Source organism: Pseudomonas sp. NPDC090752 (genome assembly GCF_055584805.1).
In genome coordinates this window covers 19,913-44,714 of record NZ_JBVJLI010000012.1, presented here as the reverse complement: position 1 = coordinate 44,714, position 24,802 = coordinate 19,913, and the positions used below count along the sequence as shown (strand labels likewise).

The window sequence follows — 24,802 nt, the reverse complement described above, 5'->3', positions numbered from 1 at the left end:
CGGTCCATGGCGGGGGAAAGGGAGAGCTTGGGGCAGATTGCATTGGGGTGCAAGCCGCATAAAAAAGCCCCGCAGGCCTCAGCCTGCGGGGCAAACGGTTGGGGGAGGATCCAACCAAAGGAGTCGTTGCAAAAACGTTGATCAGCGTGTGCTGGCTAGCGCTTCCGGCTGCCAGCCGCCGCCAAGGGCCTTGTAGATCGAGACAATGCCGCGATACAGGTCGACTTCGCCCTGCGCCTGGGCGTCTTCGGCGCTCAGCCGTTCACGCTCGGCGTCCAGCAGCACGAGATAGTCCACCGTGCCTTCGCGATAGCGCACCGAGGCCAGCTCTGCCGCTTTGCGGCTAGCATCGCTCTGGCGCATTAGCGACAACAGCCGCTGCTGGGTCTTGTCGTAGTCACTGAAGGCGTTGGCCGACTCTTCCAGGGCCAGCAAGACCTGCTGCTCATAGTTGGCCAGGGCACCTTCGGCATCAGCCTTGGCGCCCCGCAGGCGGGCCCGCACGCTGCCCAGGTCGAACGCCGCCCAGGTGATGCTTGGCCCCAGGCTCCAGGCATTGGCCGCCGAGGAGCCTATCTGCGAACCGCGCGCGGCGGTAAAGCCGAGGAAACCGCTGAGGCTTACACGTGGGAACAGGTCGGCAGTGGCCACGCCGACATTGGCAGTGGCCGCCGCCAGTTGGCGCTCGGCGCTGCGGATGTCCGGGCGGCGGCGCAGCAGCTCACCCGGATCGCCCACTGGCAGCGCCTTGGCGATGGCCGGCAAGGCCTTGGGCGAGAGGTCAACGCTCAACGCATCTGGGCGCTGGCCAAGCAAGGTGGCGATGCGGTGACGCGCACGGGCTTGAACCGCTTGCAGCTGTGGCACGGTGGCTTCGACCCCGGCCAAGCGGGCATCGGCCCGCACCACGTCGAGCTCGTTGCCGACCCCAGCGTCGCGCAGGGTCACGGTGATGGTGCGCGATTCCTGCTGGGTCTTGAGGTTGGCCACGGCGATATTCTCGCGCAGTTGCGCGCCCCGCAGCTGGCCGTAGGCGTCGACCAGTTCGGCGATCAGGCTGACCTGCAGCTGTTGCAGGTCGGCCTGGGCAGCATCCGCCTGGGCATCGCTGGCTTCGATCTGGCGCTGGATGCGGCCGAACAGGTCGAGCTCCCAGGCCATATCCAGGCCCAGGTCGTAGCGCTCGCTGTTGACCCGCTGTTCGGTCTGACCGGGAATCTGGCCCTTGCCGATTTCGCTGCTGGTACGGCTGGTGACCACCGGCAATTGGTCATTGGCGGCGTCATCGCGAATCGCCCGCGCCGATTTGAGCCGGGCGAAGGCCACGCGCAGGTCACGGTTGCCGTCCAGCGACGCTTGCACCAGTTGGTTCAGCACCGGGTCGTCGAACTGCTTCCACCACACGCTCTCGAAGCGGCTGCGGTCGAAGGCCTTGGCCTGCACAGCGCTGTCGAATTGCGCCGGTTCAGTGGCCGGCGTCTGGTAGTCAGGGCCTACTGCACAGGCCGCCAGGGCCAGTGCCAGCAGGCTCGGAGTCAGCGGTTTGAGCAGGTTCATGCGTGGCTCTCCAACGATTGAACGCGTGCGGCCTTGCGGGCCTGGCGACGCTCGACGAAACGGCGGATCAGGAAGAAGAACACCGGGGTCAGGAACAGGCCGAACACGGTCACACCGATCATCCCCGAGAACACCGCGACACCCATGGCATGGCGCATTTCCGAACCAGCACCGGAGGAGAACACCAGTGGTACCACGCCCATGATGAAGGCGATCGAAGTCATCAGGATCGGCCGCAGACGCAGGCGGCAGGCTTCCAGAACCGCCGCCAGCGGGTCGAGGCCCTTGGCCTGTTCATCCTTGGCGAACTCGACGATCAGGATCGCGTTCTTGCACGCCAGGCCCACCAGTACGATCAAGCCGATCTGGGTGAAGATGTTGTTGTCGCCACCTGAGACGATCACCCCGGTAATGGCTGACAGCAGGGTCATCGGCACGATCAGGATCACCGCCAGCGGCAGGCTCCAGCTTTCGTACTGGGCCGCCAGCACCAGGAAGGCCAGCAGTACGCACAGCGGGAACACCAGCAGCGCGGTATTGCCGGAGAGGATCTGCTGGTAGGTCAGGTCGGTCCACTCGAAGGTCATGCCGTTAGGCAGTTCCTCTTTCAGCAGTTTCTCGATGGCCGCTTCGGCCTGGCCGGAGCTGTAGCCTGGGGCGGCAGCGCCGTTGATTTCCGCGGTGATGAAGCCGTTGTAGTGCATCACCCGGTCAGGCCCGGAGGTGTCGCTGACCTTGAGGAAGGTCGCCAGCGGGATCATCTCGCCCAGGTTGTTGCGCACCTTCAGCTGGCCGATCTGCTCGGCGTCGAGGCGGAACTGCTGTTCGGCCTGGACGTTGACCTGGTAGGTGCGACCAAAGCGGTTGAAGTCGTTGGTGTACAGCGAGCCCAGGTAAACCTGCAGGGTATCGAAGATGTCGGTGATCGCCACGCCGTGGGTCTTGGCTTTTTCCCGGTCGATGGCGGCATCGACCTGTGGCACGTTGACCTGGTAGCTGGTGAACAGGCCCGCCAGCTCCGGCACGTTGTGGCTCTTGGCGATGATGTTCTGGGTTTCCTTGTACAGCGCTTCGTAGCCCAGGTTGCCGCGGTCCTCGATCTGCAGGCGGAAACCCCCGATGGTCCCAAGGCCCTGTACTGGCGGCGGTGGGAAGATCGCGATGTAGGCGTCCTGGATGTCGGCGAACTGGGCGTTCAGCGCAGCGGCGATGGCGGCTGCCGACTGGCTCGGGTCCTTGCGCTCATCGAACGGCTTGAGCGGGGTGAACACGATGCCGCTGTTCGGGCTGTTGGTGAAACCGTTGATCGACAGGCCCGGGAAGGCGACCGAGTCGGCAACGCCAGGTTGCTTCAGGGCGATTTCGCTCATGCGCTTGATCACCGCCTCGGTGCGGTCGAGGCTGGCGGCGTCGGGCAGCTGGGCGAAGGCCACCAGGTACTGCTTGTCCTGGGCCGGCACGAAACCGGTCGGGGTGGAGGAGAAGCCCAGGTAGGTCAGGCCCATCAGGCCGGCATAGACGAACAGGGCGATGCCGCTGGAACGAATGACCCGGCGCACGCCGCCGACGTAACTGTGGCTGGCACGGTCGAAGAAGCGGTTGAACGGCGAGAACAGCCAGCTGCCCAGCAATTTGTCGAGGAACCGCGAGAAACGGTCCTTGGGCGCGTGATGGTCCTTGAGCAGCACTGCAGCCAACGCCGGCGACAGGGTCAGCGAGTTGAACGCCGAAATCACGGTGGAGATGGCGATGGTCAGGGCGAACTGTTTGTAGAACTGCCCGGTAAGGCCGGAAATGAACGCAGCAGGTACGAACACCGCGCACAGCACCAGGGCGGTGGCGATGATCGGGCCGGTCACTTCGCTCATGGCCTTCTGCGTGGCTTCCAGCGGTTTCAGGCCCAGCCCGATATTGCGCTCGACGTTCTCCACCACGACGATCGCGTCGTCCACCACGATACCGATAGCCAACACCAGCCCGAACAGTGACAAGGCGTTGAGCGAGAAGCCGAACAGGTGCATCACTGCAAAGGTACCGATCAGCGATACCGGCACGGCCAGCAGTGGGATGATCGAGGCGCGCCAGGTCTGCAGGAACAGGATCACCACCAGCACCACCAGCACCAGTGCTTCGAACAGGGTATGCACCACCGCTTCGATGGAGCCGCGGACGAAGATGGTCGGGTCATAGACGATGCTGTAGTCCATCCCTTCCGGGAAGTCTTTCTTCAGCTCGGCCATTTTCGCCCGCACTTCGTCGGAGATCTCGATGGCGTTGGAGCCTGGGCGCTGGAAGATCGGAATGGCCACTGCCGGCTGGTTGTTCAGCAGCGAGCGCAGGGCGTATTGGCTGGAGCCGAGCTCGACTCGAGCGATGTCCTTCAGGCGGGTGATTTCGCCATCTGCACCGGCACGGATGATGATGTTCTCGAACTCTTCCTCGTTGACCAGGCGGCCTTGGGTGTTGATCGACAGCTGGAAACTGGTCGAGCCGGGGGCGGGCGGAGCGCCCAACTGGCCGGCAGCCACCTGGCGGTTCTGCTCGCGGATGGCCGCGACCACGTCGCTGGCCGTCAGGTTGCGTGAAGCAGTCTTGTTCGGGTCGAGCCACACGCGCAGCGAGTAGTCGCCCATGCCGAACAGCTGCACATCACCCACGCCGCCCAGGCGTGCCAGCTCATCCTTGATATTGAGGATGGCGTAGTTGGACAGGTAGAGCATGTCGTAGCGGTTGTCCGGCGAGGTCAGGTGCACGACCATGGTCAGGTCGGGCGAGGCCTTGTCGACAGTGATACCGATACGCGTCACTTCCTCCGGCAGCTTGGGCTGGGTGCGGGTCACGCGGTTCTGCACCTGCACCTGGGCGTTGTCCAGGTCAGTGCCCAAGGCGAAGGTGATGGTCAGGGTCAGCTTGCCGTCGGCGGTGGACTGCGAGGACATGTACAGCATGTTCTCGACACCGGTGATGGCCTGCTCCAGCGGCGCAGCGACGGTTTCGCCGATCACCTTGGGGTTGGCGCCGGGGAAGTTGGCGCGCACCACTACGGTAGGCGGTACCACTTCCGGGTATTCACTGATCGGCAGCTGGAACAGCGAGATGGAACCGGCGATCAGCAGCACCAGCGACAGCACCGCGGCGAAGATCGGCCGGGTAATGAAGAATTTCGAAAAGTTCATCGATGTGGTCCCTTAACCGCGTGGCGCCTGGGCGCTGGCGACTTTCTCAGTGGAGCCCGCTACTTTCTGCGCCGGGTTGCTGGCTTCGAGGGCCTGGCGCTGCTGGGCGAGGGCGGCGAGGGTCTGTTCGCTGGCCATTGCTGTTTCTTCTGGGGTGACCTGTGAACCTGGGCGCACGCGTTGCAGGCCCTTGACCACGATGCGGTCGTCCTTGGCCAGGCCACTGCGTACGATGCGCAGGCCCTCAAGCTTTGGCCCCAGCTCCACGGCGCGGTAAGCGGCCTTGTTGTCCTTGTCCATGACCAGCACGAACTTCTTGCCAAGGTCCGTGCCCACGGCTTCATCGTTGATCAGCATGGCGTCGTACTGGGCGCTACCCACCAGCTTCAGGCGCGCATACAGGCCGGGGGTGAACTGGCCGTCACGGTTGTCGAACACGGCGCGGCCACGGATGGTGCCGGTGCGCGGGTTGACCTGGTTGTCGACAAAGTTCATCTGGCCCAGGTGCGGGTTGCCGGTTTCGTTGGTCAGGCCCAGGTACACCGGGGTGGCTTGGCCGCGCTGGCCTTCACGCGCCAGCTGGGTGTACTTGAGGTACACGCGCTCGTCGGCGTCGAAATAGGCATAGACCTTGTCGGTGGAAACCACACTGGTCAGCGGCGTGACATCGGCGCTGACGATGTTGCCAGCGGTGTACTGGGCGCGGCTGACGCGGCCACTGATCGGCGCGGTGACGCGGGTGAAGCTGAGGTTCAGGCGGGCCAGGTCGAGTTGGGCCTGGATCGCATCGACACCAGCGCGGGCTTCGGCGGCGGCGCTGCTGCGCGACTCGGCCAGCTCGGCGGAGATGGCATTGCTGTCACGCAGGCGCTCGCCACGACGGGCTTCGTTGGCGCTGCGGATGGCGGTGGCCTTGGCTTGTTGCAGTTGTGCTTCAAGGCGGCGCACTTCGGCCTGGAACGGGCGTGGGTCGATCTGGAACAAGAGATCGCCTTTCTTGACCTGGGCACCTTCGGTGAAGCCGACCTGATCGATCTGGCCGGAGACCCGTGGGCGAACTTCCACGGTTTCCGGCGCTTCCAGGCGGCCGGTAAACTCGTCCCATTCGTTGATCGGTTGTTCGATCACCTTGGCCACGGTGACTTTGGGCGCGGCGGGAGCCTGCACGGCGTCTGGGGTTCGACCGCAAGCGCTGAGCACCACCACTGCCAGGGCAGCGAGGGGAAAGCGCAAGGGTTTGAGTGAGTGGTCCATGGAGAACTCCGCCAAGATATTAGTAGTGGGCGGAGTGTGAGTGCCTTGCGCGTGACGCACGAATCGAACGCAGCGAAGGTTATTATCACGGGCAATGATATCTCTGGATATTTCATCGATGATGGGCATGCTAGGGTGCCTGCGCTGGCCCGCGAAGCGGCCGATGCAGACACCCTCGTATGTAACTCAAGGCTCGATAGTGATAAACCCCGCGCAATTCCCCAGGCCCTTCGGCATCGTCTGCCTGGGCATCCTGCAAATCCTGGTCTGGGGTGGTTCGTTCTTCCTCATGGCCGTGATGGCCGACCCGATCAGCCGTGACACTGGCTGGCCCAGCCAATGGGTGTACGGCGCGCTGTCGCTGAGCCTGATGGTTTCCGCGCTGTTCGCCCCGCTGTCCAGCCGCCTCGTCGCCCGTTACGGCGGCCGTCCGCAAATGGCGGCCAGCGGCGCAGTGGTAGCGGTTGGTTTGTTGATCATGGCCGCCAGTCACAGCCTGGCGTTGTTCCTGCTGGCCTGGGCGGTGATCGGCATAGGCATGGCCATGGGGCTGTACGAAACCCTGTTCGCCACCCTCGGCGGGCTCTACGGGGAAGGTGCAGGCAAAGCCATTACCGGCATCACCCTGATCGCTGGCTTTGCCTCGACCCTGTCCTGGCCGACCGTGGCAATGGCCATCGAGCACCTTGGCTGGCGCATGACCTGTGTGTGTTACGCAATCGTCCTGCTGTTGGTGGTGGCGCCCTTGTATTGGCGGGTGTTACCGCCGGGCGGGCGGGTCGAGGTGCGCAAGGCGCAGGAAAACGGTGCTGCACTTGGGGTGGATCGCCAGCTCTACCTGCTGCTGACCAGCATGTTCGCCATCGGTGCGATCATCATGACGGCGATTGCCGTGCACCTGGTCGCCGTGCTCCAGGGCCTTGGCCACTCGCTGCCGGTGGCGATCGGCCTGGCGGCAATGCTCGGCCCCAGCCAGGTTGCATCGCGGGTGTTGCAGATTCTGGCGGGCAAGCGTCACCCGATCTGGACGGCGCTGGCCTGGGTCAGCCTGGTGCTGGTCGGCTTGCTGCTGGTGACGCTGGTGCCTGCGGCCACGGCGGTCGGGCTGCTGGTGTTCGGTTGCGGTAATGGTTTGCGCGCGATTGTGCGCGGGCTGCTGCCGCTGGCGATGATGCCGCCGGCGCAATATGTACTGCTGATGGGGCGCATGTCGCGGCCATCACTGATCGGGCAGGCATTGACCCCGCTGGTTGGAGGCTACCTGTTCGAGCATTTTGGTTCGATGGGGGTGCTGCTCACCCTGTGCCTGCTGGCGTTGGTCAACGTGGTGCTGGTGGGCGTGGTGATGCGGCGGGTGCGTGGCCAGTAGGTTGCCGCTCGGCAACGGCGCGTAATGTTCTCAGCGTGACCACCGGCGCATCCACCACGAAGCGGTTGGCCAGCCAGCCCGGCACATCGCCAGCCGGGTCGGCCTGCAGCTGATAGGTCACTTCGGTCTCACGCTCGCCCAAAGGTTTCATGATCCACTCGCCGCTCAGGCGCTGCACACGGATTAATCCAGCCTGCTCCGGCAGCTTTCCAGGATCGGCACTCAGGTGCCGCACCAGCGTACCGTCGTCCAGGCGTTCGCTGGTGACTTTGAGGATCATGTCCCGTGGCAGGGTGGGCCAGGGCAGGTTGGTGGTCAGGTAGACCCAGGTGCTGTCGCCGTCGACTTCCAGCAAGCGCATCTGTTCGCAGGCATACAGCCACTTGCAGGCCACGCGTAGGTTTTCCTGCAGGTCGGTGAGTGTGCGTACGCTGGCTTTCATGGTGCTGACACCACGGAACTGCTGGTAGGGCGAGTCGCCGGCAGCGCGCAGGTAGACGCGAATGCCTTCACGGTCGTAGGCCAGGTTCCAGTCGTCGGCGGCCTGGGCGCAGGTACAACACAGTACGGCGGCAATCAGCAGGCTGCGGCTCATGGCGAGCACCGCGCGGCGGGTAAGTTTTTGAGTATGCGCGGCAAACACAAAGCCCGCCAGAGGGCGGGCTTCGCTAAAGCAGTCAGGGCTTAACGCTGTGGGTTCAGCGTCAGGTGCACGTGACGGTTCACGTCCTTGTACAGCAGGTAGCTGAACTTGCCTGGGCCGCCGGCGTAGCAGGCTTGCGGGCAGAAGGCGCGCAGCCACATGAAGTCGCCGGCTTCCACTTCGACCCAGTCCTGGTTCAGGCGGTACACCGCCTTGCCTTCCAGCACGTACAGGCCGTGCTCCATGACGTGGGTTTCGGCGAACGGAATCACGCCACCCGGGGCGAAGGTGACAATGTTGACGTGCATGTCGTGGCGCATGTCGGCCATGTCGACGAAGCGGGTGGTCTTCCACGCACCTTCGGTGCCCGGCATTTCGATGACGGTGGCGTTGTCGCGGTGGGTAACGAACGATTCAGGGATGTCCAGGCCTTCGACCTTCTGGTAGTGCTTGCGCAGCCAGTGGAAGGTGACGTTGGACTTGCTGTTGTTGCGCAGGCTCCACTCGGCGCCTGGGGCGAGGAAGGCATAGCCGCCCTGGCCCAGGGTGTGGTGCTTGCCTTCGACGGTGATGTCGATTTCGCCTTCGACGACGAACACCACCGCTTCGGCGTTGGGGTCCAGCTCAGGGCGCTCGCTGCCGCCTTCCGGGGCCACTTCGACGATGTACTGGGAGAAGGTTTCGGCAAAGCCGGTCAGCGGGCGGGCAATGACCCACATGCGCATCTTGTCCCAGAACGGCAGGTGGCTGGTGACGATGTCACGCATCACGCCTTTGGGGATGACGGCATAGGCTTCGGTGAACATGGCACGGTCAGTCAGCAGCTCGGTTTGAGCCGGATGCCCACCGTGGGGGGCGAAGTAGGAGTGATTCGACATGAACGGTCTCGACTTGTTGTTCTCTCCCCGTGCCTTGGACCACACCGGCCGGTGCGTGCAGGGGATGCACGGACAGCATAGGGGCCAGCCCGTGGCATCCACAAATTAAATGTTGAAATACCCGGTATTTACTTACTGAATGCGAACGTGCCGCCCGACATGGGCTTCGGGCAACCGGTTGCCTTGGCCGAACAACTTGTGGCGCAGGGTGCCGTCGCTGTAGCTCAGCGGGTAGCGGCCGCGGCGCTGCAACTCGGGTACCAGCAGCTCGACGACATTGGCCAGGTCGTCCGGTTGAACGGCATAGGTCAGGTTGAAACCGTCGATGCCAGTCTGGTCCAGCCAGCTTTCCAGCTGGTCGGCGATCTCGCTGGCGCTGCCCACCAGCACCGGGCCACGGCCACCGAGGCCGACGAACTCGGCCGCTTCACGCACGCTCCAGCGGCGGTTCGGGTCGGCGGCGGTAAAGGCAGCCAGGGCAGCACGGCCGGCGTCGTTCTCGACGTATTCGATATAGGTGTCGGGGTCTAGGCCGGCGAAGTCGATGCCGGTCCAGCCCGACAGCAGGGCGAGGGCGGCGTCCAAGTCGACATAGCGGCGGTATTCGGCAAAGCGCTGCTGAGCTTGCTCGGTGGTCGGAGCGACGATCAACAGCGCCTGCGCATAGATAAGCACTTCACTGCGGCTACGCCCGGCCCCTTCACTGGCCTGGCGAATGCCGTCGGCATAGCGGCGCAGCACGGTGGGCGTCGGCCCGCTGATGAACACGCATTCGGCATGTTTGGCGGCGAACTGCTGGCCGCGCGCCGAGGCGCCGGCCTGGAACAGCACCGGCGTGCGTTGTGGTGAGGGCTGGCACAGGTGCATGCCGGGCACCTGGAAGTACTCTCCGGCATGGCCGATGGCGTGCACTTTCGATGGCTCGATGTAGCGGCCGGTGTCCCGTTCCAGCACCACGGCGTCGTCATCCCAGCTTTTTTCCCAGAGCTTGTACAGCACCTCCAGGTATTCCCCGGCCAGGTCGTAGCGCTGGTCGTGGCCGAGCTGGCGGGCCAGGCCCAGGTTGCGCGCGGCACTGTCCAGGTAGCCGGTGACGATGTTCCAGCCGACCCGGCCATTGCTCAGGTGGTCGAGGGTGGACATGCGCCGGGCGAAGGGGTAGGGGTGTTCGTAGGTGAGCGAGAAGGTCACGCCAAAACCCAGGTGCTCGGTGACCCCGGCCATGGCCGGCACCAGCAGCAGCGGGTCGTTGACCGGCACCTGCACGCCACCACGCAGGGCCGCCTCGGGGCCGCCCTGGTAAACGTCGTAGATGCCCAGCACATCGGCGATGAACACCGCGTCGAACAGCCCGCGTTCCAGCAGGCGCGCCAGGTCGGTCCAATAATCCAGGCGGTTGAAGGCCACGCTGGTATTGCGCGGATGGCGCCACAGGCCAGGCGACTGGTGGCTGGCGGCGTTCATGCTGAAGGCGTTGAAACGGATGTGGCGGGGCATCGCGAGGGTTCTCCGCTCAAGGCAGCACGGAAGCCGGGTAGACAGCATCGGCCACCTGCAGCTTATGCGGGATCAGGCCCAGGCCCTGGAAGGTGTCGGCCAGCTTCTGCTGTTCGGCGACGATCTGCGGGGTGATGGCCACGGCGTTGTAGTTGCGCCGCTGGCTGGCCACTTCCAGCACGCTGGCGTTGATGCCCAGTTGCGGCGCCAGCAAGGTAGCGACCTCGGCAGGCTTGGCGTTGGCCCACTGGCTGACCTTGCCCAGTTCGGCGAAGAAGGTCTTGAGCAGGTCGCGGTGCTGGTCGGCGAAGGCGGCGGTGGACAGGTAGAACGTGCGGTTGTTGGACAGCCCGCTGCCATCGCGCAGGCTCTTCAGGCCCGGCTGGCTTTGCGCGGCGGCGAGGAACGGGTCCCACAGGGTGGCGGCCTGGACGCTGCCCGACTGCAGCGCGGCGACCGCATCGGCGGCGTTGTTGACGTAGGCCGGGGTGATGTCCTTGTAGCTCAGGCCAGCCTGCTCCAGGGCAACTGCCAGCAGATACTGGGCGTTCCAGCCGCGGCCAGTGGCCACACGCTTGCCTTTGAGGTCCTGCACGCCGCTGAGGTGATCCTGCTCGCGGACCACCAGGCCGATACCGCGCGGATAAGGTTGTTCGGCGGCGAGGTAGACCACCGGCTTGCCGGCGGCCTGGGCGAATACCGAAGGCGCATCGGCGGCATGGCCGAGGTCGATGGCACCCGTGCTCAGGGCTTCGAGTAGTTGCGGGCCGGCGGCGAACTCGTGCCAGCTGACCTTCACGCCCTGTGGGGCCAAGGCCTTTTCCAGCGCGCCGCTGCCTTTGAGGATGTTGATGCTGTTGAATTTCTGGTAGCCGATGCGCAGGGTCTTGGCGTCATCGGCGAAGGCATTGGACCAGGGCAGCAGGGCGCTGGCAGCGGTCGCCAGCAAGCCGCCGATGAGTAGGCGGCGCAGGGGGGAAAAGGCACGGGCGGGCATGGGCTTGATCCTTGAGCTGGGTGGGAAGCGATGTATCCAGCGTAAGGAGGCGACAGTTGCCTTTCAATTTTTTAATTCCATTTGGTTAGAATGTTTTGTTCTTTTTATATCCATTTTGCATTTTTTATTTGTCAGGTTTGTAACGGCGTTTCGTGGTTGACAATTTTTTCACATCCCCTTGCTAGGATCCTGCGCACTTCCCAGGAGCTTCCCTTTCATGCCCATCCTGCGCCAGCGCGGCCCGCGCATTGCTCTAGCCTCAACCGCCGCACTGCTCACCGCCACCCTGGGCTTTTTCGCCTGGCAAAGCTTCTACCCGGTCCAGGCCAGCAAGGGCTGGGATGTCGAGGTGTTGCACCGTGACGTCGCCAAGGCCGCCTCGCTGCTGCCCCAGGCCGATGGCAGCCTGCTGGTCAGCCGCGAGCTGGACGACGGCCACGGCAGCATCCTCAAGATCACCGCCCAAGGCGAGCGTGTGGTGCTGATCGACAACCTGTCCAAGCCCGACGGCATGGTCGCGGCCCAAGCTGGTTGGGTATTCAGCCAGGAAGGCGGCCACGCACCGGTCAGCCTATCGCGCGATGGCCAGGTGACCCACCTGTTCGACGGCGAGAGTGTGCAGGGGCTGTGGAACGACGGCGACTACCTGTACGCCATCGAGGACCGTAAGGGCAATGGCCGCCTGATGCGTTACCAGTGGGCCAGCGGCCAGCTGGAGGTGTTGCGCTCGGGCTTGACCGAAACCGAGGGGTTGACCCGTTGCGTCGATGGCCGCCTGCTGTACACCGAAAAAGGCACTGGCAAGGTACGCGCGTTATCTGACGATGGCCAGGACCCGGTGGTGGTCGAGGGCTTGCGCCATCCCACCTTCCTGATGTGCGACCAGCGTGGCCTGTGGATCAGCGAAGACAATACCCATCGTGCCCGCCTGCTGCGTATCGATGCCGATGGCACCCAGCACACCGTGCTGACCTTCCTCAAGGCACCCCAGTCAATCGTTCCGGACGGCAAGGGCGGTTACCTGCTGGCCGAAGGCGGGCGCAACCGCGTGCTGCAACTGACCCCACCGGCCGAGCAAAGCACCGCGCAGCGGTAACTTCGCCCTGAAATCTAGTCTGCCACCAACAGCAATGACTGCGGCACCGCACTTTGTGGATGCTGCGGCTCCTGCAAACTCACCAACCTGAACCCCGCCATATCCAGCGCATTCAACCAGCTGGCCAATGTGCGGAAATACCACGGCATCGGTCGCCACTCGCCGGCAAACCCGGTGAATGCTTCTTCGCGCCAGCCATCCTGGTAATCCCCGTTCGCCACGCTCCAGGGATGCACGGTCTGGATCAGCAAGGCGCCGCCTGGCCGCAAAAGCGCTTTCATTGCAGCCAGCAGCGGGATGATGTCCTGCTGCAGCAAGGCGAAGTTAGCGCAAATCAGGTCGTAGCCCGTGCCGATGTTTACATCGCCGTTGACCAGTTGCTCGTAATTGGCGTGATATACCTTTGATGAACCGGCTGCCCTCGCGGCTTCAACCAGCGCTGCATCGCCATCCACTCCGGTCACGTCGATGCCACGATCTGCCAGGGCACGCAGTAGCCACCCCTCACCGCAGCCTAGGTCGAGTATGCGTTCGGGCTGGCGACACATGACAGCCAGTACGATGGCCTGATCGGTAACCTGCTGGCGACTCTCGATGGCGCCGCCGCGAATGGCTTCGATCCAGGCATTGGCATTGAGCTGCCAGCTATGCAGCAAGTCGGCTTCGGGTGAGGGCATGACGGTCTCCGGCCAGAGCGTTGACCCAAGCATAGATGGCCCCGACCAGCGCCCGCTAGCCCTGCCAGCCACCTCCAAGCGTCTTGTACAGCGTCACCCGGTTCACCTGTTCCGCCAGCTCCAGGCTGATCAGCCCCTGTTGCGCCGAATACAGCGAGCGCTGCGCGTCCAGTACGTCGAGGAAGCTGTTCGAGCCCTGCTTGTACAGGGCCAACGACAGGTCATAGCGGGTGCGGGTGGCGTCGCTCAGGTTGCGTTGGGCATCCAGCCGTTCGTTGACGTGGGCACGCACGGCGAGGGCATCGGCCACTTCGCTGAAGGCGGTCTGCAGGGTTTTTTCGTAAGTGGCCACTTCGATCTCGCGACTGACCTTGGCCGCATCGAGGCTGGCGCGGTTGCTGCCGGCGTTGAAAATCGGCAGGTTGATCGACGGTGCGAAGCTCCAGGCCGCGCTGCCTGACTTGAACAATCCGGACAGCTCGCTGCTGGCGCTGCCGCCCGTGGCGGTCAGGGTGACGCTTGGGAAGAACGCCGCCCGCGCAGCGCCGATATCGGCGTTGGCCGCTTTGAGTGAGTGTTCGGCGGCGAGCACGTCCGGTCGGCGCTGCAGCAAAGTCGAGGGCAGGCCCGCCGGTACGCTGACCAGCAGCGCTGCATCCAGTTGGCCAGCGCCTGGCAGCTGGGTTTCACTCAGGCGCTGGCCGACCAGCAGTTCCAGGGCGTTGCGGTCCTGCTCGACCTGGCTGGCATAGTTCGCCGTATCGGCGCGGGCCGACTCCACGGTGCTGCGCGCCTGGGCCAGGCTCACCCCGGACTCGCCGCCCAGGCCGTGGCTCTGCTTTACCAGCGCGTAGGTCTTCTGCTGGCTGGCGTAGGTGTCGTTGGCCAGCTTGAGCAGTTGCTGATCGGCGGCCAGGGTCATCCAGGCGCTGGCCACCTCGGCCACCAGGCTGATCTGTGTGCTGCGGCGGGTCTGCTCCAGTGCCAGGTAGTCCTCCAGTGCGGCGTCCTTCAGGTTGCCCAGCCGCCCGAACAGGTCCAGCTCGTAGCTGCTGATACCCAGGCCCACGCTGTATTGGCTGCTGACCGCCGTGCTGTCATTGGACAGCGCACGCTGGCGGGTGCCGTCGGCGCTGGTCGAAAGCGCCGGGAACAACGCGGCGCGTTGTATGCGGTACTGAGCGCGCTGGTATTCGACGTTCAAGGCCGCTACCCGCAGGTCGCGATTATTGGCCAGGGCCAGTGCCACGGTGTCGCGCAGGCGGTTGTCGACGAACAGCCTTTGCCAGCTGATATCCGCGCCAGTCTTGCTGGCGCTGGTAATGTTCGGCCACTGCTCGGCGACCGGCGCCGTGGGACGCTGGTAGTCGGGGGCCAGGTTGACGCAGCCGGTCAGGGCCAGCGCCAGTAGAACAGGGGACAGACGCATCAGGCTTCTCCTGCAACGGTATCGACGGCAGCCGCGCGGCGGCCTGCCAGGCGTTGCACCAGGACAAAGAACAACGGGATGAAGAACAGGCCGAGCACGGTCGCAGCGAGCATGCCGCCGAGCACACCGGTGCCGATCGCCTGGCGCCCGCCGGCACCGGCGCCGCTGCTCAGGGCCAACGGCAGTACGCCGAGGATGAACGCCAGCGAGGTCATCAGCACCGGGCGCAGGCGGATGCGCACCGCTTCCAGGGTGGCGCTCAGCAAGTCCTGGCCGCGCTCGTAGCCTTCCTTGGCGAACTCGACGATGAGGATCGCGTTTTTTGCCGAGAGGCCCACGGTGGTCAGCAAGCCGACCTGGAAGTACACGTCGTTGGATAGCCCACGCAGGCCGGTCAGCAGCAGTGCACCTAGAATGCCCACCGGCACCACTAGCATCACCGCGAACGGCACCGACCAGCTCTCGTACAAGGCGGCCAGGCACAGGAACACGAACAGGATCGAGATGGCGTACAGCAGTGGCGCCTGGTTGCCGGCCAGGCGTTCCTGGTACGACTGCCCGGCCCAGCCATAGCCGATGCCCTCGGGCAGTTGTGCCATGATCTGCTCGACCGCGGCCATGGCGTCACCGGAGCTGACCCCGCTTGCCGGTTCGCCGACCAGTTCGTACGAACCGAAACCATTGAAGCGCTCCAGCAGTGGCGAAGCAGTGCTCCAGTAGGTGCTGGTGAAGGCCGACAGCGGCACCATCGCCTCGCTGTCGTTACGCACGTACCAGGCACCGATATCTTCGGCCTGCATGCGCTGATCGGCCTCGCCTTGCAGGTAGACCTTCTTGACCCGCCCGGCATCGAGGAAGTCATTGACGTAGCTGCCGCCCATCACCGTGCTCAGGGTGTCGTTGATGTCGCTGGCCGACACGCCCATGGCGCCGGCCTTGCGGTCGTCGATGGCGACGTTCAGTTGCGGGGTGTCTTCCAGACCCTGGGCGCGTACGTTGGCCAGGCGCGGGTCTTGGCTGGCGAGGGCGATGAACTGGTCGCGTGCCTTGAGCAGCTCGGCATGGCCGAGGCCGGCAAGGTCTTGCAGTTGCACGTCGAATCCGGAACTTTGGCCTAGCCCCTGAATGGCTGGCGGGGCGATGACGAAGACATTGGCATCGAGGATTTTCGACAACGCCATATTAGCCCGCCGTGCCACGGCGGCGGCGCTGTGTTCGTCACCCTGGCGTTCGCTCCAATCCTTCAGTTTGACGAAGCCGCGGCCGGCGTTCTGGGCGTTGCCGCCATTGCCGAGGCCGCGCACGGTCAGCAGCGAAGCCACTTCCGGCTGCTGCAGCATGTAGTCCTGCACCTGGCGGCTGACCGCCTGCAGGCGCTCGTCGGTACCGCCCACGGGCAGGGTCATCTGCATCATCAGCATGCCCTGGTCTTCTTCGGGCAGGAATGCGCTGGGCAGTTTCTGGAACATCAACGCGACGCCGCCGAGCACCAGCGCGTACACCAGCAGGCCACGCAACGGCCGCATCAGCACCGTGCCGACGGCCTGCTGGTAAGCCAGCGAGGTGCGCTCGAAGGTCCGGTTGAACCCGCCGAAGAACCCACCTGCAGGTTTGCCGTGGGCCGTCACCGGCTTGAGCAGGGTAGCGCACAGCGCCGGGGTCAAGGTCATCGCCACCAGCACCGAAAGCGCCATGGCCGCGACCATGGTCACCGAGAACTGCCGGTAGATCACCCCGGTGGAGCCGCCGAAAAACGCCATGGGCACGAACACCGCCGACAGCACCACGGCGATACCGATCAGTGCACCGCTGATTTCGCCCATTGACTGGCGTGTCGCCTCACGCGGTGACAAGCCCTGTTCGGCCATGATGCGTTCGACGTTTTCCACTACGACGATGGCGTCGTCCACCAGCAAGCCGATGGCCAGCACCATGCCGAACATCGTCAGGGTATTGATCGAATATCCCAGCAAGGCCAGCACACCAAACGTACCCAGCAGTACGACCGGTACGGCAATCGCCGGGATCAGCGTGGCGCGCAGGTTCTGCATGAACAGGTACATGATCAGCACCACCAGGGCGATGGCCTCGAACAGGGTCTTGACCACTTCCTCGATGGAGATCTTCACGAACGGCGCGGTGTTGTAGGCCACTTCGCTGTGCAGCTGCAGGTTGCTGGGGAAGAACTGTTCCAGCTCGCCGAGCTTGGCCTGCACCGCGTCGGCCACGTCCAGGGCATTGGCGCCGGTGGCCAGGCTCACGGCCAGGCCGCCGGAAGGCCGGCCATTGTGCTCGGCGACCACGTCGTAGCTTTCGCTGCCTAGCTCCACCCGCCCCACGTCGGCCAGGGTCACCACGGCGCCGGAGCTGGCGTACTTGAGCACCAGCTCGCGGAACTGCGCAGCCGTCTGCAGCTTGCTGCGGGCGCTGATGGTGGCGTTGAGCTGCTGGCCGGCGCGGGCGGGCAGGGCGCCGAGCTGGCCGGCCGAGGTGTCGACGTTTTGCGCCTGCAGCGCGCTGCTCACGTCCGATGGCATCAGCGCGTACTGCTTGAGCTTGTCCGGGTCGAGCCAGATGCGCATGGCGTAGCTTGAGCCGAGGGTGGTCACCTGGCCAACGCCGGTGACCCGGCTGATCTGGTCGTACAGCGTGCTGGAGATGAAGTCGCTGATATCGGTGGCGTTGACCTCGGGGTTGTCCGACACCAGCGAGAGGATGATCAGGAAGTCGCTGGCCGAGTTGCGAATCTTGATGCCCTGCTGCTGCACCGTGTCCGGCAGGCGCGCCTTGGCCTGTTCCAGTTTGGTCTGCACCAGCACCCGCGCGGTGTTGATGTCGGTGCCGGCCTCGAAGGTCAGGGTGATGTTGGCGCTGCCGGCCGAGCTGCTGCTCGAAGACATGTAGGTGAGGCCATCAAGGCCAGTCATCTGCTGCTCGATGACCTGGGTCACCGAGTCTTCCATGGTCTTGGCCGAGGCGCCGGTGTAGGTGGCGCTGAGGGTGATCTGCGGCGGCGCGATGTTGGGGTACTGCGCCAGCGGCAACTGGAAGATGGCCAGGCCGCCACCGAGCATCACCAGAATGGCGATGACCCAGGCGAAGATGGGCCGGTCGATAAAGAAACGTGCCATGTAATACGCCTCACTGGCTGTCGTTGTGGGCGGTCAGGGCGTTGTCCTGCACCTGGACCTGTTGGCCGACGCGGACCTTCTGCAAGCCCTGCACGATCACCTGGTCGCCGTCGGCCAGGCCCTCGCTGACCCACCAGCGGTTGCCCACTGCCCGGGCCAGGGTCAGCTCGCGCTGCTGCACCTTGCCGTCCACCACCACCAGGGCGGTGGCGCCACCGCGCTCGTCGCGGCTCACGGCCTGTTGCGGCACCAGGATGGCGTCGGTCTGCACGCCCTCCTGCAGGGTGGCCTTGAGGTACATGCCCGGCAGCAACAGGCCTTCGGGGTTGGGCACCAGGGCGCGTAGGGTCACGCTGCCGGTGCTTTCATCGACGCTCACGCCATTGAAAGTGAGCGTGCCTTCGTGGGCATAGGTGCTGCCGTCCTCCAACTGCAGGCTGATGCGCGTGGCGTCCTGCTGCTCGCTGGGCGCCAGCTTGCCTTCGGCCAGTTCGCGCTTTAGGCGCAGCAGGGTGCTGCTGGGCTGGGTGAAGTCGACGTAGATCGGGTCCAGTTGCTGCACTGTGGTCAGGGCGGTGGTCTGCTCGGCGGTGACCAGCGCGCCGGGGGTAACCGATGAAGTGGCGGTACGGCCATCGATGGGGGCGTTGATGCGGGTGTAGTCGAGGTTGATGCGCGCACTGTGTTGCGCGGCCTGGGCCGACTGCAGGCTGGCGCGGGCCTGGAGCAGGGCGGCCTGGGCGCTTTCGTTGTCCTCGGCGCTGATGGCGTCGATCTTCACCAGCTGGGCATCACGCTTGGCTTTCAGTTCGGCGGCCTTGAGCGTGGCGCGCGCGGAGCTGACCGTGGCGTCGGCCTGTGCCAACGTGGCCTGGTACGGCTGCGGGTCGATCTGGTACAGCGCCTGGCCGGCCTTGACCGTATCGCCTTCGTTGAACAAGCGCTTCTGGATGATGCCGCCCACCTGCGGGCGAATGTCGGCGATCAGGTGCGCAGTGGCGCGGCCAGGCAGGGTGGTGCTCAGGGCCTGGGGCGCGCTGGCCACGTGGTACACCGCGACTTCCTGCAGTGGGGCGGGCGCGGTGGTGATCTCGCCCTCGCGGCAGCCGCCGATGGCGATCAGGCCGGTACTCAGCAACAGCGCGCGCCCCAGGGGCGAGCGAAGCAGCATCAGGGATTGCAACAAAGTAGGCATCGCGGGCTCCGAGCCAAGTGATTTCGATGGCGCCAGCGTGTTCGGAAAATGTGCAGCCATTGTGCAGAAATCTGGGAGATTGCCCGGTGCGCCTTGCGGGGCTGTTGGTGGCGCGCTTCAATGTCGGCAATTCCAGTGTGTCGGCGGTTACATGAAAGTCAGCCTGTCCAGCAAGTTCTTCTGCGCCATGCTCGCGGTGTGCGCGTTCGCCGTGCTGGGCATGGTGTTCGCCGCCTACGTGAGCTTGAAGTACGGCTTTCTGGGTTACCTCAACCAGCAGGCCGAGGAGCGTATGGAGCGCATCGTGCCGCGCGTCGAGCTGGCGTACGCCCGGCATGGCAGCTGGGACTTCATCCGTCGCGACAAGGACCAATGGTTCGAGCTATTGCGCCCGGATGACGCACAGCCGGACAAGACCTTCGATTCCAGGCTGCTGACCGTTTCCGACCTCACCGGCGCTTTCGTGCGTTTTGCTCTGCTGGATGCGCAGCGCCAGCCGATCATCGGCTACCAACCCGCCAGCAGTGACATGCTGCTGCGGCCCATCCATCACCAGGGCCAGGTGGTCGGCTGGATGGCGCTGGCACCGTTGCAGTCGGTCACCAGCGTTGGCGACCAGCGCTTCCAGTTCAACCAGTTGCGCTCCAGCCTGGTGATCGGCCTGGCCTGCCTGTTGGCCACCGCGGTGATCGCCTGGTGGTTGAGCCGCGCGCTGCTTCGCCCGATCCGCGAAGTGGCCAGCGCGACTCACCGCCTGGCCGCTGGCGACTATGCGATCCAGTTGCCGGTACGCTCGGCAGACGAGGCGGGGCAGCTGGCCGGTGACTTCAACCGCATGGCCGCCACCCTGGCCAGCAACGAGCGCCTGCGCCGTGACTTCATGGCCGATATCTCCCATGAGCTGCGCACGCCGCTGGCGGTGATGCGCGCCGAACTAGAGGCTATGGAAGACGGCATCCGCCCGCTCGATGGCAATGCCCTGCGTTCGTTGCAGGGCGAGGTCGGAGCGCTGAGCAAGCTGGTCGACGACCTGTTCGAGTTGTCATTGGCCGAGGTCGGTGGCCCTACCTATCGGCGCGAACGCATCGACCTGTGTGTGCTGTTGTCGGTGGTCGCCGAGGCGTTTGCCGCAAGCTTCGGCGAACGTGGCCTGGCCCTGCGGCTGGAGCTGCCGGCGCAGCCGTTATGGGTGCTGGGCGACGAGTCGCGCCTGGGTCAATTGTTGCACAACCTGCTGGAAAACAGCCGGCGCTACACCGATGCTGGCGGCCACACCGTGTTGCGTGCTTTCCAGGCGGGTGACCAGATACTGGTGCAGTGCGAAGACACCGCCCCCGGTGTCGACAGCGCCTCACTGGCGCGGCTGTTCGAGCGCTTCTACCGCGCCGAGCGTTCGCGCAACCGCGCCAGTGGCGGTACCGGCCTGGGCCTGGCGATTTGTCGGGGGATCGCCGACGTACACGGCGGCAAACTCACGGCCAAGCCGTCGGCCATGGGCGGGCTGCTGCTGTCTTTGGCGTTGCCAGTTGCAGGAGAACATGCATGAGTCAGATTCTGCTGGTGGAAGATGAGCCCAAGCTCGCGGCATTGGTGGCGGACTACCTGCGGGCGGGCGGTTATACGGTCGACCACCTGGCCGACGGCTTGGCGGTGATCCCGGCCATCCGCCAGGGCCAGTACCAGCTGATCCTGCTCGACCTGATGCTGCCGGGCCGTGACGGCCTGGACATCTGCCGCGAGCTGCGCAGTTTCAGCCATCTGCCGCTGATCATGATGACCGCCCGGGTCGATGAGATCGACCGCCTGCTTGGCCTGGAGCTGGGGGCCGACGATTACATCTGCAAGCCGTTTTCGCCGCGCGAGCTGGTCGCTCGGGTCAAGGCCGTGCTGCGTCGCAATGGGGGCCAGGCGCCGAGCCTCGGGCTGGAGCTGGATGCCCGGGCGTTCCAGGCACGCTACAAGGGCGTGGCGCTGGAACTGACCCCGGTGGAGTTCCGCATGCTCGCCGCCCTGGCCGCGCGCCCCGGGCAGGTGCTGTCGCGTGACCAGCTGATGAACCATATCTATCAGGACCACCGGGTGGTAGCCGACCGCACGGTCGACAGCCATGTGAAGAACCTGCGGCGCAAGCTGACGGCGATCACGCCGGGGCTTGACCCGCTGCGGTCCGTGTACGGGGTTGGCTACAGCCTGGAATTTGAATGATGTATTGCTTTGGCGGGCCTCGCTCCCACAGGATCGCCACAGTTCTTGAGTTTTGTGGTGATCTTGTGGGAGCGGGCTTGCCGAGACGTCGGACCGCCCGCGAAGAGGCCGGTACAGACTACAGCGCCAGTTCACTTGCCTTGATATCGGCAATCGGTCCAAGTACTGACCCATCGAATTCGGCGATCGCCTGCCCGCCGGCCAGCCGCTGCGGGTAGTCCGGGTTGGCCAGGGCCGCCTTGCCCAGGGCGATCATATCCGCCCCATCACTAAACGCGGTATCGGCACGCTCAATGCAATGGAGGCCGCCATTGGCAATCATCGACACCTGCGGCGCAAAGCGACGTGCCAGAGCCACCAGGCTTGCCTGGCCGTGATCGAACGCTGGCTGCCAGGCCTCGAATTCGGTGGTATGGATAAAGTCCACGGCCGCCTCGCCCAGCGCGCCGAAAATCAGTTCGGCATCGGCTTCACCGTTGGCCCATTTGTGCCCGAAGTCATTGACCTTGCCCTGCGAAATGCGCACGCCGACCGGCACTGCGCTGCCAACTGCGGCCCTGACCGCCTTGATCACTTCAAGAGTGAGCGCAATTCGGTTCTGCGTAGTGCCGCCCCAGCGGTCGGTCCGTTGGTTGGCGTAGTCCGTCAGAAACTGGTCGAGCAGGTAGCCATTGGCGGCATGGATCTCGAGGCCATCGAAACCGGCCTGGCCGATCGCGCGCTTGGCTGCCTGGGCAAAGCCTTCGATCGCGTCTGCGATTTCTTCATCGTTCATCGTTTTGGGCACGTGGTAATGGCCTTCACCGTAGTAGAAGCGCATCTGCTCACCTTTGGGGCGGATGGCCGAAGGTGCGGCCGATTGCTCGCAGAAGCGGTTGCCCTGGCTCAGGGCCCCGGCGTGCATCAGTTGGGCGAACATGGCGCCCTGATGAGCGTGTACCCGGTCGGTAACCGCCTGCCAAGCTGTGGCCTGTTCGGTGTCGGTAAGGCCGGGCTGGAACGGATAACCCTGTGCATGGCGTTGGTCGGTGTAGATCCCTTCGCTGATCACCAGGGCAAAACCACCTTGGGCAAAGCGCGCGTAGTACTGCGCCATTGCCGCACTGGCATGGCCGGTTTCGCTGGCGCTGACCCGGGTCATGGGTGCGACCGCCAGGCGGTTGCGCAACGGCAGGCCATTGATAGCATGTGGTGTTAAGATCTTGCGAGTTGAGTGGGTCACTGTGAATCCCCCTGAGGTACTGTGTGTGCCAGAAGATTAGGGGTTCAAAAGGTGCAGACCAATCCGTTGGGGCGTGAAGCTGCTTTAACTGAAAAGGATGTAATCATGCTGATAGCCGATCTGCGTATCTTTCTTGCCGTGGTGGCTGCGGGCAGCCTCTCGGCAGCAGGGCGTCAGCTTGGCCTGGTGCCGATGCAGGTTTCCAGGCGTATTGCCGCACTGGAAGAGGAACTGGCGGCGCGGCTGTTCCACCGCACCACGCGCTCGGTATCGCTCACCGCCGAAGGTGAAGCATTCCTGCCCTACGCGCAGACCCTGACCGATACCGAAGACACGGCGTTGAGCGAGCTGCGCCCGGCATCGAGCAAGGTGTCCGGCGTATTGCGCGTGACGGCGCCCAGCGTATTTGGCCAGTCGATCGTGTTGGCGATGCTGCCGCGGTTGCTTGAGCAACATCCTGAGTTGCGTATCGACCTGGATGTCTCCGACCGAGTGGTCGATATCGTCGGGCAGGGGTTCGACCTGGCCTTGCGCGTTGCGCCATTGGCCGACTCCGAACTGGTAGCGCGGCGCGTGGCACCCAACCCCAGGGTACTGTGCGCCGCGCCCGCCTACCTGCAGCGCCATGGCCAGCCGCCCTGCCTGGCAGCGTTGGAGGAGCACCAGTGCATCCAGCTGCAGGCGGTGCCGCGTTGGCCTTTCATCATCGACGGCGTATTGCAACGGCGGCGAGTGAACGGGCGCGTGAGCACCAGCAGTGTCGACGCGGTCAGGGCTGCGGCAGTGCAGGGGCTGGGGATTGCCATGCTGGCGTACTGGGATGTGTATCAGCAGCTGCGTGACGGTTCATTGGTCGAGATCGAACTGGCGGATGCCGGGGCTGAGCAGCTGTCGGTATGGGCGGTGATGCCGACGCGGCGCTATGTGCCTGCGCGGGTCAGGGTCTTTCTTGAATTGCTGGAGTCGGAGCTGGCGGCTTTGGCCCAATAGCGCGTCAGCTGTGGCGATCGCGGGATCGCCGGCCCTTCATGCACCAGGTTGCCCGACGGCAGGGGCATTGGTCTGGCGACGGCCAAACTGCTTTCCCAGCGTGGGCATGCACTGCTTCTACTGTCCCGTCGCCTGGAACCGATGGCGCAACTGGGCCTGCCCAACACCCTGGCGCTGTCTGTCGACATCACTGATCGCGAGGCGCTACTGGCGGCAGTAGCTCAGGCCGAGCAACGCTTCGGCCCGGTGGATGCAATCATCAACAACGCCGGGGTGATGCTGTTGGGCAGCATCACCAGCCAGGATCCGAACGAATGGGACCGCATGCTCGACGTCAACGTCCGCGGCCTGCTCAATGGCATCCATGCCGTGGCCAGCGGCATGGTCGAGCGCGAGCACGGCACCATCATCAATGTAAGCTCGGTGGCGGGGCGCAAGGCCTTCCCGAATCATGTCGCCTATGTCGGCACGAAGTTCGCCGTTACCGGGCTTTCCGAAAACCTGCGTGAAGAGCTGTCGCCAAGCAACGTAAGGGTCATCACCATCGAGCCAGGGGCGGTCGATACCGAGCTTCTGAGCCACACTACCGACGATGCCATCAAGGCCGGTTATGACGACTGGAAGCAGGAAATGGGCGGGGTGTTGGCTGCCGACACCATCGCTGAGGTGATCGGCTTCGCTTATGGCCAGCCGCAATCGGTGTGCGTGCGTGAGATCGTGGTCTGCGCTACCCGCCAGCAACCGTGATTGCAGGCTGACCCACTAGGCCAGTTGTTTGCGCATGAACACCCGGGCAAAACCCTGCTCCTGCGCCCGGTGGGTCTCCACGTAGCCCAACTTGCGGTAAATCTCGATATTCTCGGTCATGCGCTCATGAGTATAGAGGCGGATTGCACCGCACCCGGCCAGCCGTGACTGCGCCTCGCAAATAAGCATCAACTGCTTGCCAATGCCCTGGCCCTTGCACGCGGCGAGGACCGCCACATTCACCAGCAGCATCTCGCTGCCTTCGCGGCTCATCACCAGCACTCCGACAATCCGTGCAGCATCCAGAGCCACATACACCTCGGCTTCGGCAACCACCTGGCGGTAGTCATCCAGCATCGGCGCTGGCGCTTTGCCAATCCTGGCGATATAGGGCGTGTAGGCTTCATGAACCAGTGCGGTAATGGCATCGACGTCGGCCATATCCGCTCGGCGAATAGATAAGGCTGAGTGCATCCTGGTAGTTCCGAGGGTGGGCGAGGGGGTGATGTTTACACACACCATGCCGATAGGTGAGCGCTTGCCACGCTTCACTTCGCTGATTTCATATCCAAGCGGCGCAAGGCACGTGATAGAACGGCCAATAAAAACAAACGGGAAGCCGGCGCCGACAGGCCCGCTTGCCCGACAAGGAATGCCCGATGTCCTCGAAATCCCCCGCCAGCCAGGCGCCTGTCAATCGTCTGTTCGGCCTGTTCTGCTTCAGCAGCTACCTGCTGGC

19 protein-coding genes are annotated in these 24,802 nt (G+C 64.4%); 6 read left to right on the top strand and 13 right to left on the bottom strand.

Features of this window, described 5'->3' with window-relative positions; all coding sequences use genetic code 11:
• Window positions 1-141 precede the first annotated feature (141 nt).
• Genes ACZ6YA_RS17025 through mexE form a run of 3 tightly spaced genes read right to left on the bottom strand, consistent with a single transcriptional unit; the run spans window position 142 to window position 5,987 of the window.
• Window positions 142-1,557, bottom strand: a complete 1,416-nt coding sequence (locus tag ACZ6YA_RS17025) for an efflux transporter outer membrane subunit (RefSeq protein WP_465898271.1) — start codon at window positions 1,555-1,557, stop codon at window positions 142-144.
• Entirely contained in the window at window positions 1,554-4,733 is a 3,180-nt protein-coding gene (locus tag ACZ6YA_RS17020) for an efflux RND transporter permease subunit (protein ID WP_400803503.1), read from the bottom strand. Before ACZ6YA_RS17020 ends, ACZ6YA_RS17025 begins: the two co-directional genes overlap by 4 nt.
• 12 nt (window positions 4,734-4,745) lie before the next feature.
• Window positions 4,746-5,987: a multidrug efflux RND transporter periplasmic adaptor subunit MexE gene (gene mexE / locus ACZ6YA_RS17015; protein ID WP_465898270.1), complete on the bottom strand. Its 1,242-nt coding sequence runs from the start codon at window positions 5,985-5,987 to the stop codon at window positions 4,746-4,748.
• 250 nt (window positions 5,988-6,237) lie between these two features.
• Here mexE and ACZ6YA_RS17010 point away from each other — a divergent pair, with 250 nt between their 5' ends.
• Complete coding sequence (locus tag ACZ6YA_RS17010) at window positions 6,238-7,356, top strand: MFS transporter (protein ID WP_465898396.1); 1,119 nt, start codon at window positions 6,238-6,240, stop codon at window positions 7,354-7,356.
• On the opposite strand, the gene ACZ6YA_RS17005 is transcribed toward ACZ6YA_RS17010, so the two are convergent.
• From ACZ6YA_RS17005 to ACZ6YA_RS16990, 4 genes are all read right to left on the bottom strand, one after another.
• Window positions 7,307-7,951 (bottom strand): START domain-containing protein, encoded by a 645-nt coding sequence (locus ACZ6YA_RS17005; RefSeq protein ID WP_465898269.1) that lies wholly within the window; start codon window positions 7,949-7,951, stop codon window positions 7,307-7,309. The two genes, ACZ6YA_RS17010 and ACZ6YA_RS17005, sit on opposite strands and share 50 nt — an antisense overlap.
• Before the next feature lie 89 nt (window positions 7,952-8,040).
• Window positions 8,041-8,877: a bifunctional allantoicase/(S)-ureidoglycine aminohydrolase gene (locus ACZ6YA_RS17000; protein WP_465898268.1), complete on the bottom strand. Its 837-nt coding sequence runs from the start codon at window positions 8,875-8,877 to the stop codon at window positions 8,041-8,043.
• Between the two features lie 132 nt (window positions 8,878-9,009).
• Window positions 9,010-10,374: an LLM class flavin-dependent oxidoreductase gene (locus tag ACZ6YA_RS16995; protein WP_465898267.1), complete on the bottom strand. Its 1,365-nt coding sequence runs from the start codon at window positions 10,372-10,374 to the stop codon at window positions 9,010-9,012.
• Window positions 10,375-10,390: 16 nt separating this feature from the next.
• A complete protein-coding gene (locus tag ACZ6YA_RS16990) occupies window positions 10,391-11,371 on the bottom strand; it encodes an aliphatic sulfonate ABC transporter substrate-binding protein (RefSeq protein ID WP_465898266.1) in 981 nt (326 codons plus the stop codon).
• A 217-nt stretch (window positions 11,372-11,588) separates the two neighbouring features.
• Here ACZ6YA_RS16990 and ACZ6YA_RS16985 point away from each other — a divergent pair, with 217 nt between their 5' ends.
• Window positions 11,589-12,467 carry an NHL repeat-containing protein gene (locus tag ACZ6YA_RS16985; RefSeq protein ID WP_465898265.1) on the top strand — a complete coding sequence of 293 codons (879 nt, stop codon included), beginning with the start codon at window positions 11,589-11,591 and terminating at the stop codon, window positions 12,465-12,467.
• A gap of 14 nt (window positions 12,468-12,481) precedes the next feature.
• Here the strand turns inward: ACZ6YA_RS16985 and ACZ6YA_RS16980 are convergent, their stop codons facing one another.
• Genes ACZ6YA_RS16980 through ACZ6YA_RS16965 form a run of 4 tightly spaced genes read right to left on the bottom strand, consistent with a single transcriptional unit; the run spans window position 12,482 to window position 18,899 of the window.
• Window positions 12,482-13,144 (bottom strand): class I SAM-dependent methyltransferase, encoded by a 663-nt coding sequence (locus tag ACZ6YA_RS16980; RefSeq protein ID WP_465898264.1) that lies wholly within the window; start codon window positions 13,142-13,144, stop codon window positions 12,482-12,484.
• 55 nt (window positions 13,145-13,199) lie between these two features.
• Window positions 13,200-14,573 (bottom strand): efflux transporter outer membrane subunit, encoded by a 1,374-nt coding sequence (locus ACZ6YA_RS16975; RefSeq protein ID WP_465898263.1) that lies wholly within the window; start codon window positions 14,571-14,573, stop codon window positions 13,200-13,202.
• Window positions 14,573-17,704, bottom strand: a complete 3,132-nt coding sequence (locus ACZ6YA_RS16970) for an efflux RND transporter permease subunit (protein ID WP_465898262.1) — start codon at window positions 17,702-17,704, stop codon at window positions 14,573-14,575. Before ACZ6YA_RS16970 ends, ACZ6YA_RS16975 begins: the two co-directional genes overlap by 1 nt.
• 10 nt (window positions 17,705-17,714) lie before the next feature.
• Entirely contained in the window at window positions 17,715-18,899 is a 1,185-nt protein-coding gene (locus tag ACZ6YA_RS16965; RefSeq protein WP_465898261.1) for an efflux RND transporter periplasmic adaptor subunit, read from the bottom strand.
• 151 nt (window positions 18,900-19,050) lie between these two features.
• Here ACZ6YA_RS16965 and ACZ6YA_RS16960 point away from each other — a divergent pair, with 151 nt between their 5' ends.
• Complete coding sequence (locus tag ACZ6YA_RS16960; protein WP_465898260.1) at window positions 19,051-20,445, top strand: ATP-binding protein; 1,395 nt, start codon at window positions 19,051-19,053, stop codon at window positions 20,443-20,445.
• Window positions 20,442-21,104 carry a response regulator gene (locus tag ACZ6YA_RS16955; protein WP_465898259.1) on the top strand — a complete coding sequence of 221 codons (663 nt, stop codon included), beginning with the start codon at window positions 20,442-20,444 and terminating at the stop codon, window positions 21,102-21,104. The genes ACZ6YA_RS16960 and ACZ6YA_RS16955 overlap by 4 nt, the downstream gene beginning before the upstream one ends.
• A gap of 118 nt (window positions 21,105-21,222) precedes the next feature.
• Here the strand turns inward: ACZ6YA_RS16955 and ACZ6YA_RS16950 are convergent, their stop codons facing one another.
• On the bottom strand, window positions 21,223-22,326 hold the full coding sequence (locus ACZ6YA_RS16950; RefSeq protein ID WP_465898258.1) for an oxidoreductase: 1,104 nt from the start codon (window positions 22,324-22,326) through the stop codon (window positions 21,223-21,225).
• Window positions 22,327-22,431: 105 nt separating this feature from the next.
• Between ACZ6YA_RS16950 and ACZ6YA_RS16945 the strand changes: the two genes are divergently transcribed.
• Complete coding sequence (locus ACZ6YA_RS16945) at window positions 22,432-23,316, top strand: LysR substrate-binding domain-containing protein (RefSeq protein ID WP_465898257.1); 885 nt, start codon at window positions 22,432-22,434, stop codon at window positions 23,314-23,316.
• Between the two features lie 48 nt (window positions 23,317-23,364).
• A complete protein-coding gene (locus ACZ6YA_RS16940; protein ID WP_465898256.1) occupies window positions 23,365-24,063 on the top strand; it encodes an SDR family oxidoreductase in 699 nt (232 codons plus the stop codon).
• A gap of 15 nt (window positions 24,064-24,078) precedes the next feature.
• Here ACZ6YA_RS16940 and ACZ6YA_RS16935 read toward each other — a convergent pair whose 3' ends face one another.
• On the bottom strand, window positions 24,079-24,537 hold the full coding sequence (locus tag ACZ6YA_RS16935; RefSeq protein WP_465898255.1) for a GNAT family N-acetyltransferase: 459 nt from the start codon (window positions 24,535-24,537) through the stop codon (window positions 24,079-24,081).
• Between the last annotated feature and the right edge of the window lie 265 nt (window positions 24,538-24,802).

Excerpts from the sequence above, each read along its gene's own strand:
- ACZ6YA_RS17025 (WP_465898271.1), bottom strand. The coding sequence starts at position 1,557 with ATGAACCTGCTCAAACCGCTGACTCCGAGCCTGCTGGCACTGGCCCTG.
- ACZ6YA_RS17020 (WP_400803503.1), bottom strand. The coding sequence starts at position 4,733 with ATGAACTTTTCGAAATTCTTCATTACCCGGCCGATCTTCGCCGCGGTG.
- mexE (WP_465898270.1), bottom strand. The coding sequence starts at position 5,987 with ATGGACCACTCACTCAAACCCTTGCGCTTTCCCCTCGCTGCCCTGGCA.
- ACZ6YA_RS17005 (WP_465898269.1), bottom strand. The coding sequence starts at position 7,951 with ATGAGCCGCAGCCTGCTGATTGCCGCCGTACTGTGTTGTACCTGCGCC.
- ACZ6YA_RS17000 (WP_465898268.1), bottom strand. The coding sequence starts at position 8,877 with ATGTCGAATCACTCCTACTTCGCCCCCCACGGTGGGCATCCGGCTCAA.
- ACZ6YA_RS16995 (WP_465898267.1), bottom strand. The coding sequence starts at position 10,374 with ATGCCCCGCCACATCCGTTTCAACGCCTTCAGCATGAACGCCGCCAGC.
- ACZ6YA_RS16990 (WP_465898266.1), bottom strand. The coding sequence starts at position 11,371 with ATGCCCGCCCGTGCCTTTTCCCCCCTGCGCCGCCTACTCATCGGCGGC.
- ACZ6YA_RS16985 (WP_465898265.1), top strand. The coding sequence starts at position 11,589 with ATGCCCATCCTGCGCCAGCGCGGCCCGCGCATTGCTCTAGCCTCAACC.
- ACZ6YA_RS16980 (WP_465898264.1), bottom strand. The coding sequence starts at position 13,144 with ATGCCCTCACCCGAAGCCGACTTGCTGCATAGCTGGCAGCTCAATGCC.
- ACZ6YA_RS16975 (WP_465898263.1), bottom strand. The coding sequence starts at position 14,573 with ATGCGTCTGTCCCCTGTTCTACTGGCGCTGGCCCTGACCGGCTGCGTC.
- ACZ6YA_RS16970 (WP_465898262.1), bottom strand. The coding sequence starts at position 17,704 with ATGGCACGTTTCTTTATCGACCGGCCCATCTTCGCCTGGGTCATCGCC.
- ACZ6YA_RS16965 (WP_465898261.1), bottom strand. The coding sequence starts at position 18,899 with ATGCCTACTTTGTTGCAATCCCTGATGCTGCTTCGCTCGCCCCTGGGG.
- ACZ6YA_RS16960 (WP_465898260.1), top strand. The coding sequence starts at position 19,051 with ATGAAAGTCAGCCTGTCCAGCAAGTTCTTCTGCGCCATGCTCGCGGTG.
- ACZ6YA_RS16955 (WP_465898259.1), top strand. The coding sequence starts at position 20,442 with ATGAGTCAGATTCTGCTGGTGGAAGATGAGCCCAAGCTCGCGGCATTG.
- ACZ6YA_RS16945 (WP_465898257.1), top strand. The coding sequence starts at position 22,432 with ATGCTGATAGCCGATCTGCGTATCTTTCTTGCCGTGGTGGCTGCGGGC.
- ACZ6YA_RS16935 (WP_465898255.1), bottom strand. The coding sequence starts at position 24,537 with ATGCACTCAGCCTTATCTATTCGCCGAGCGGATATGGCCGACGTCGAT.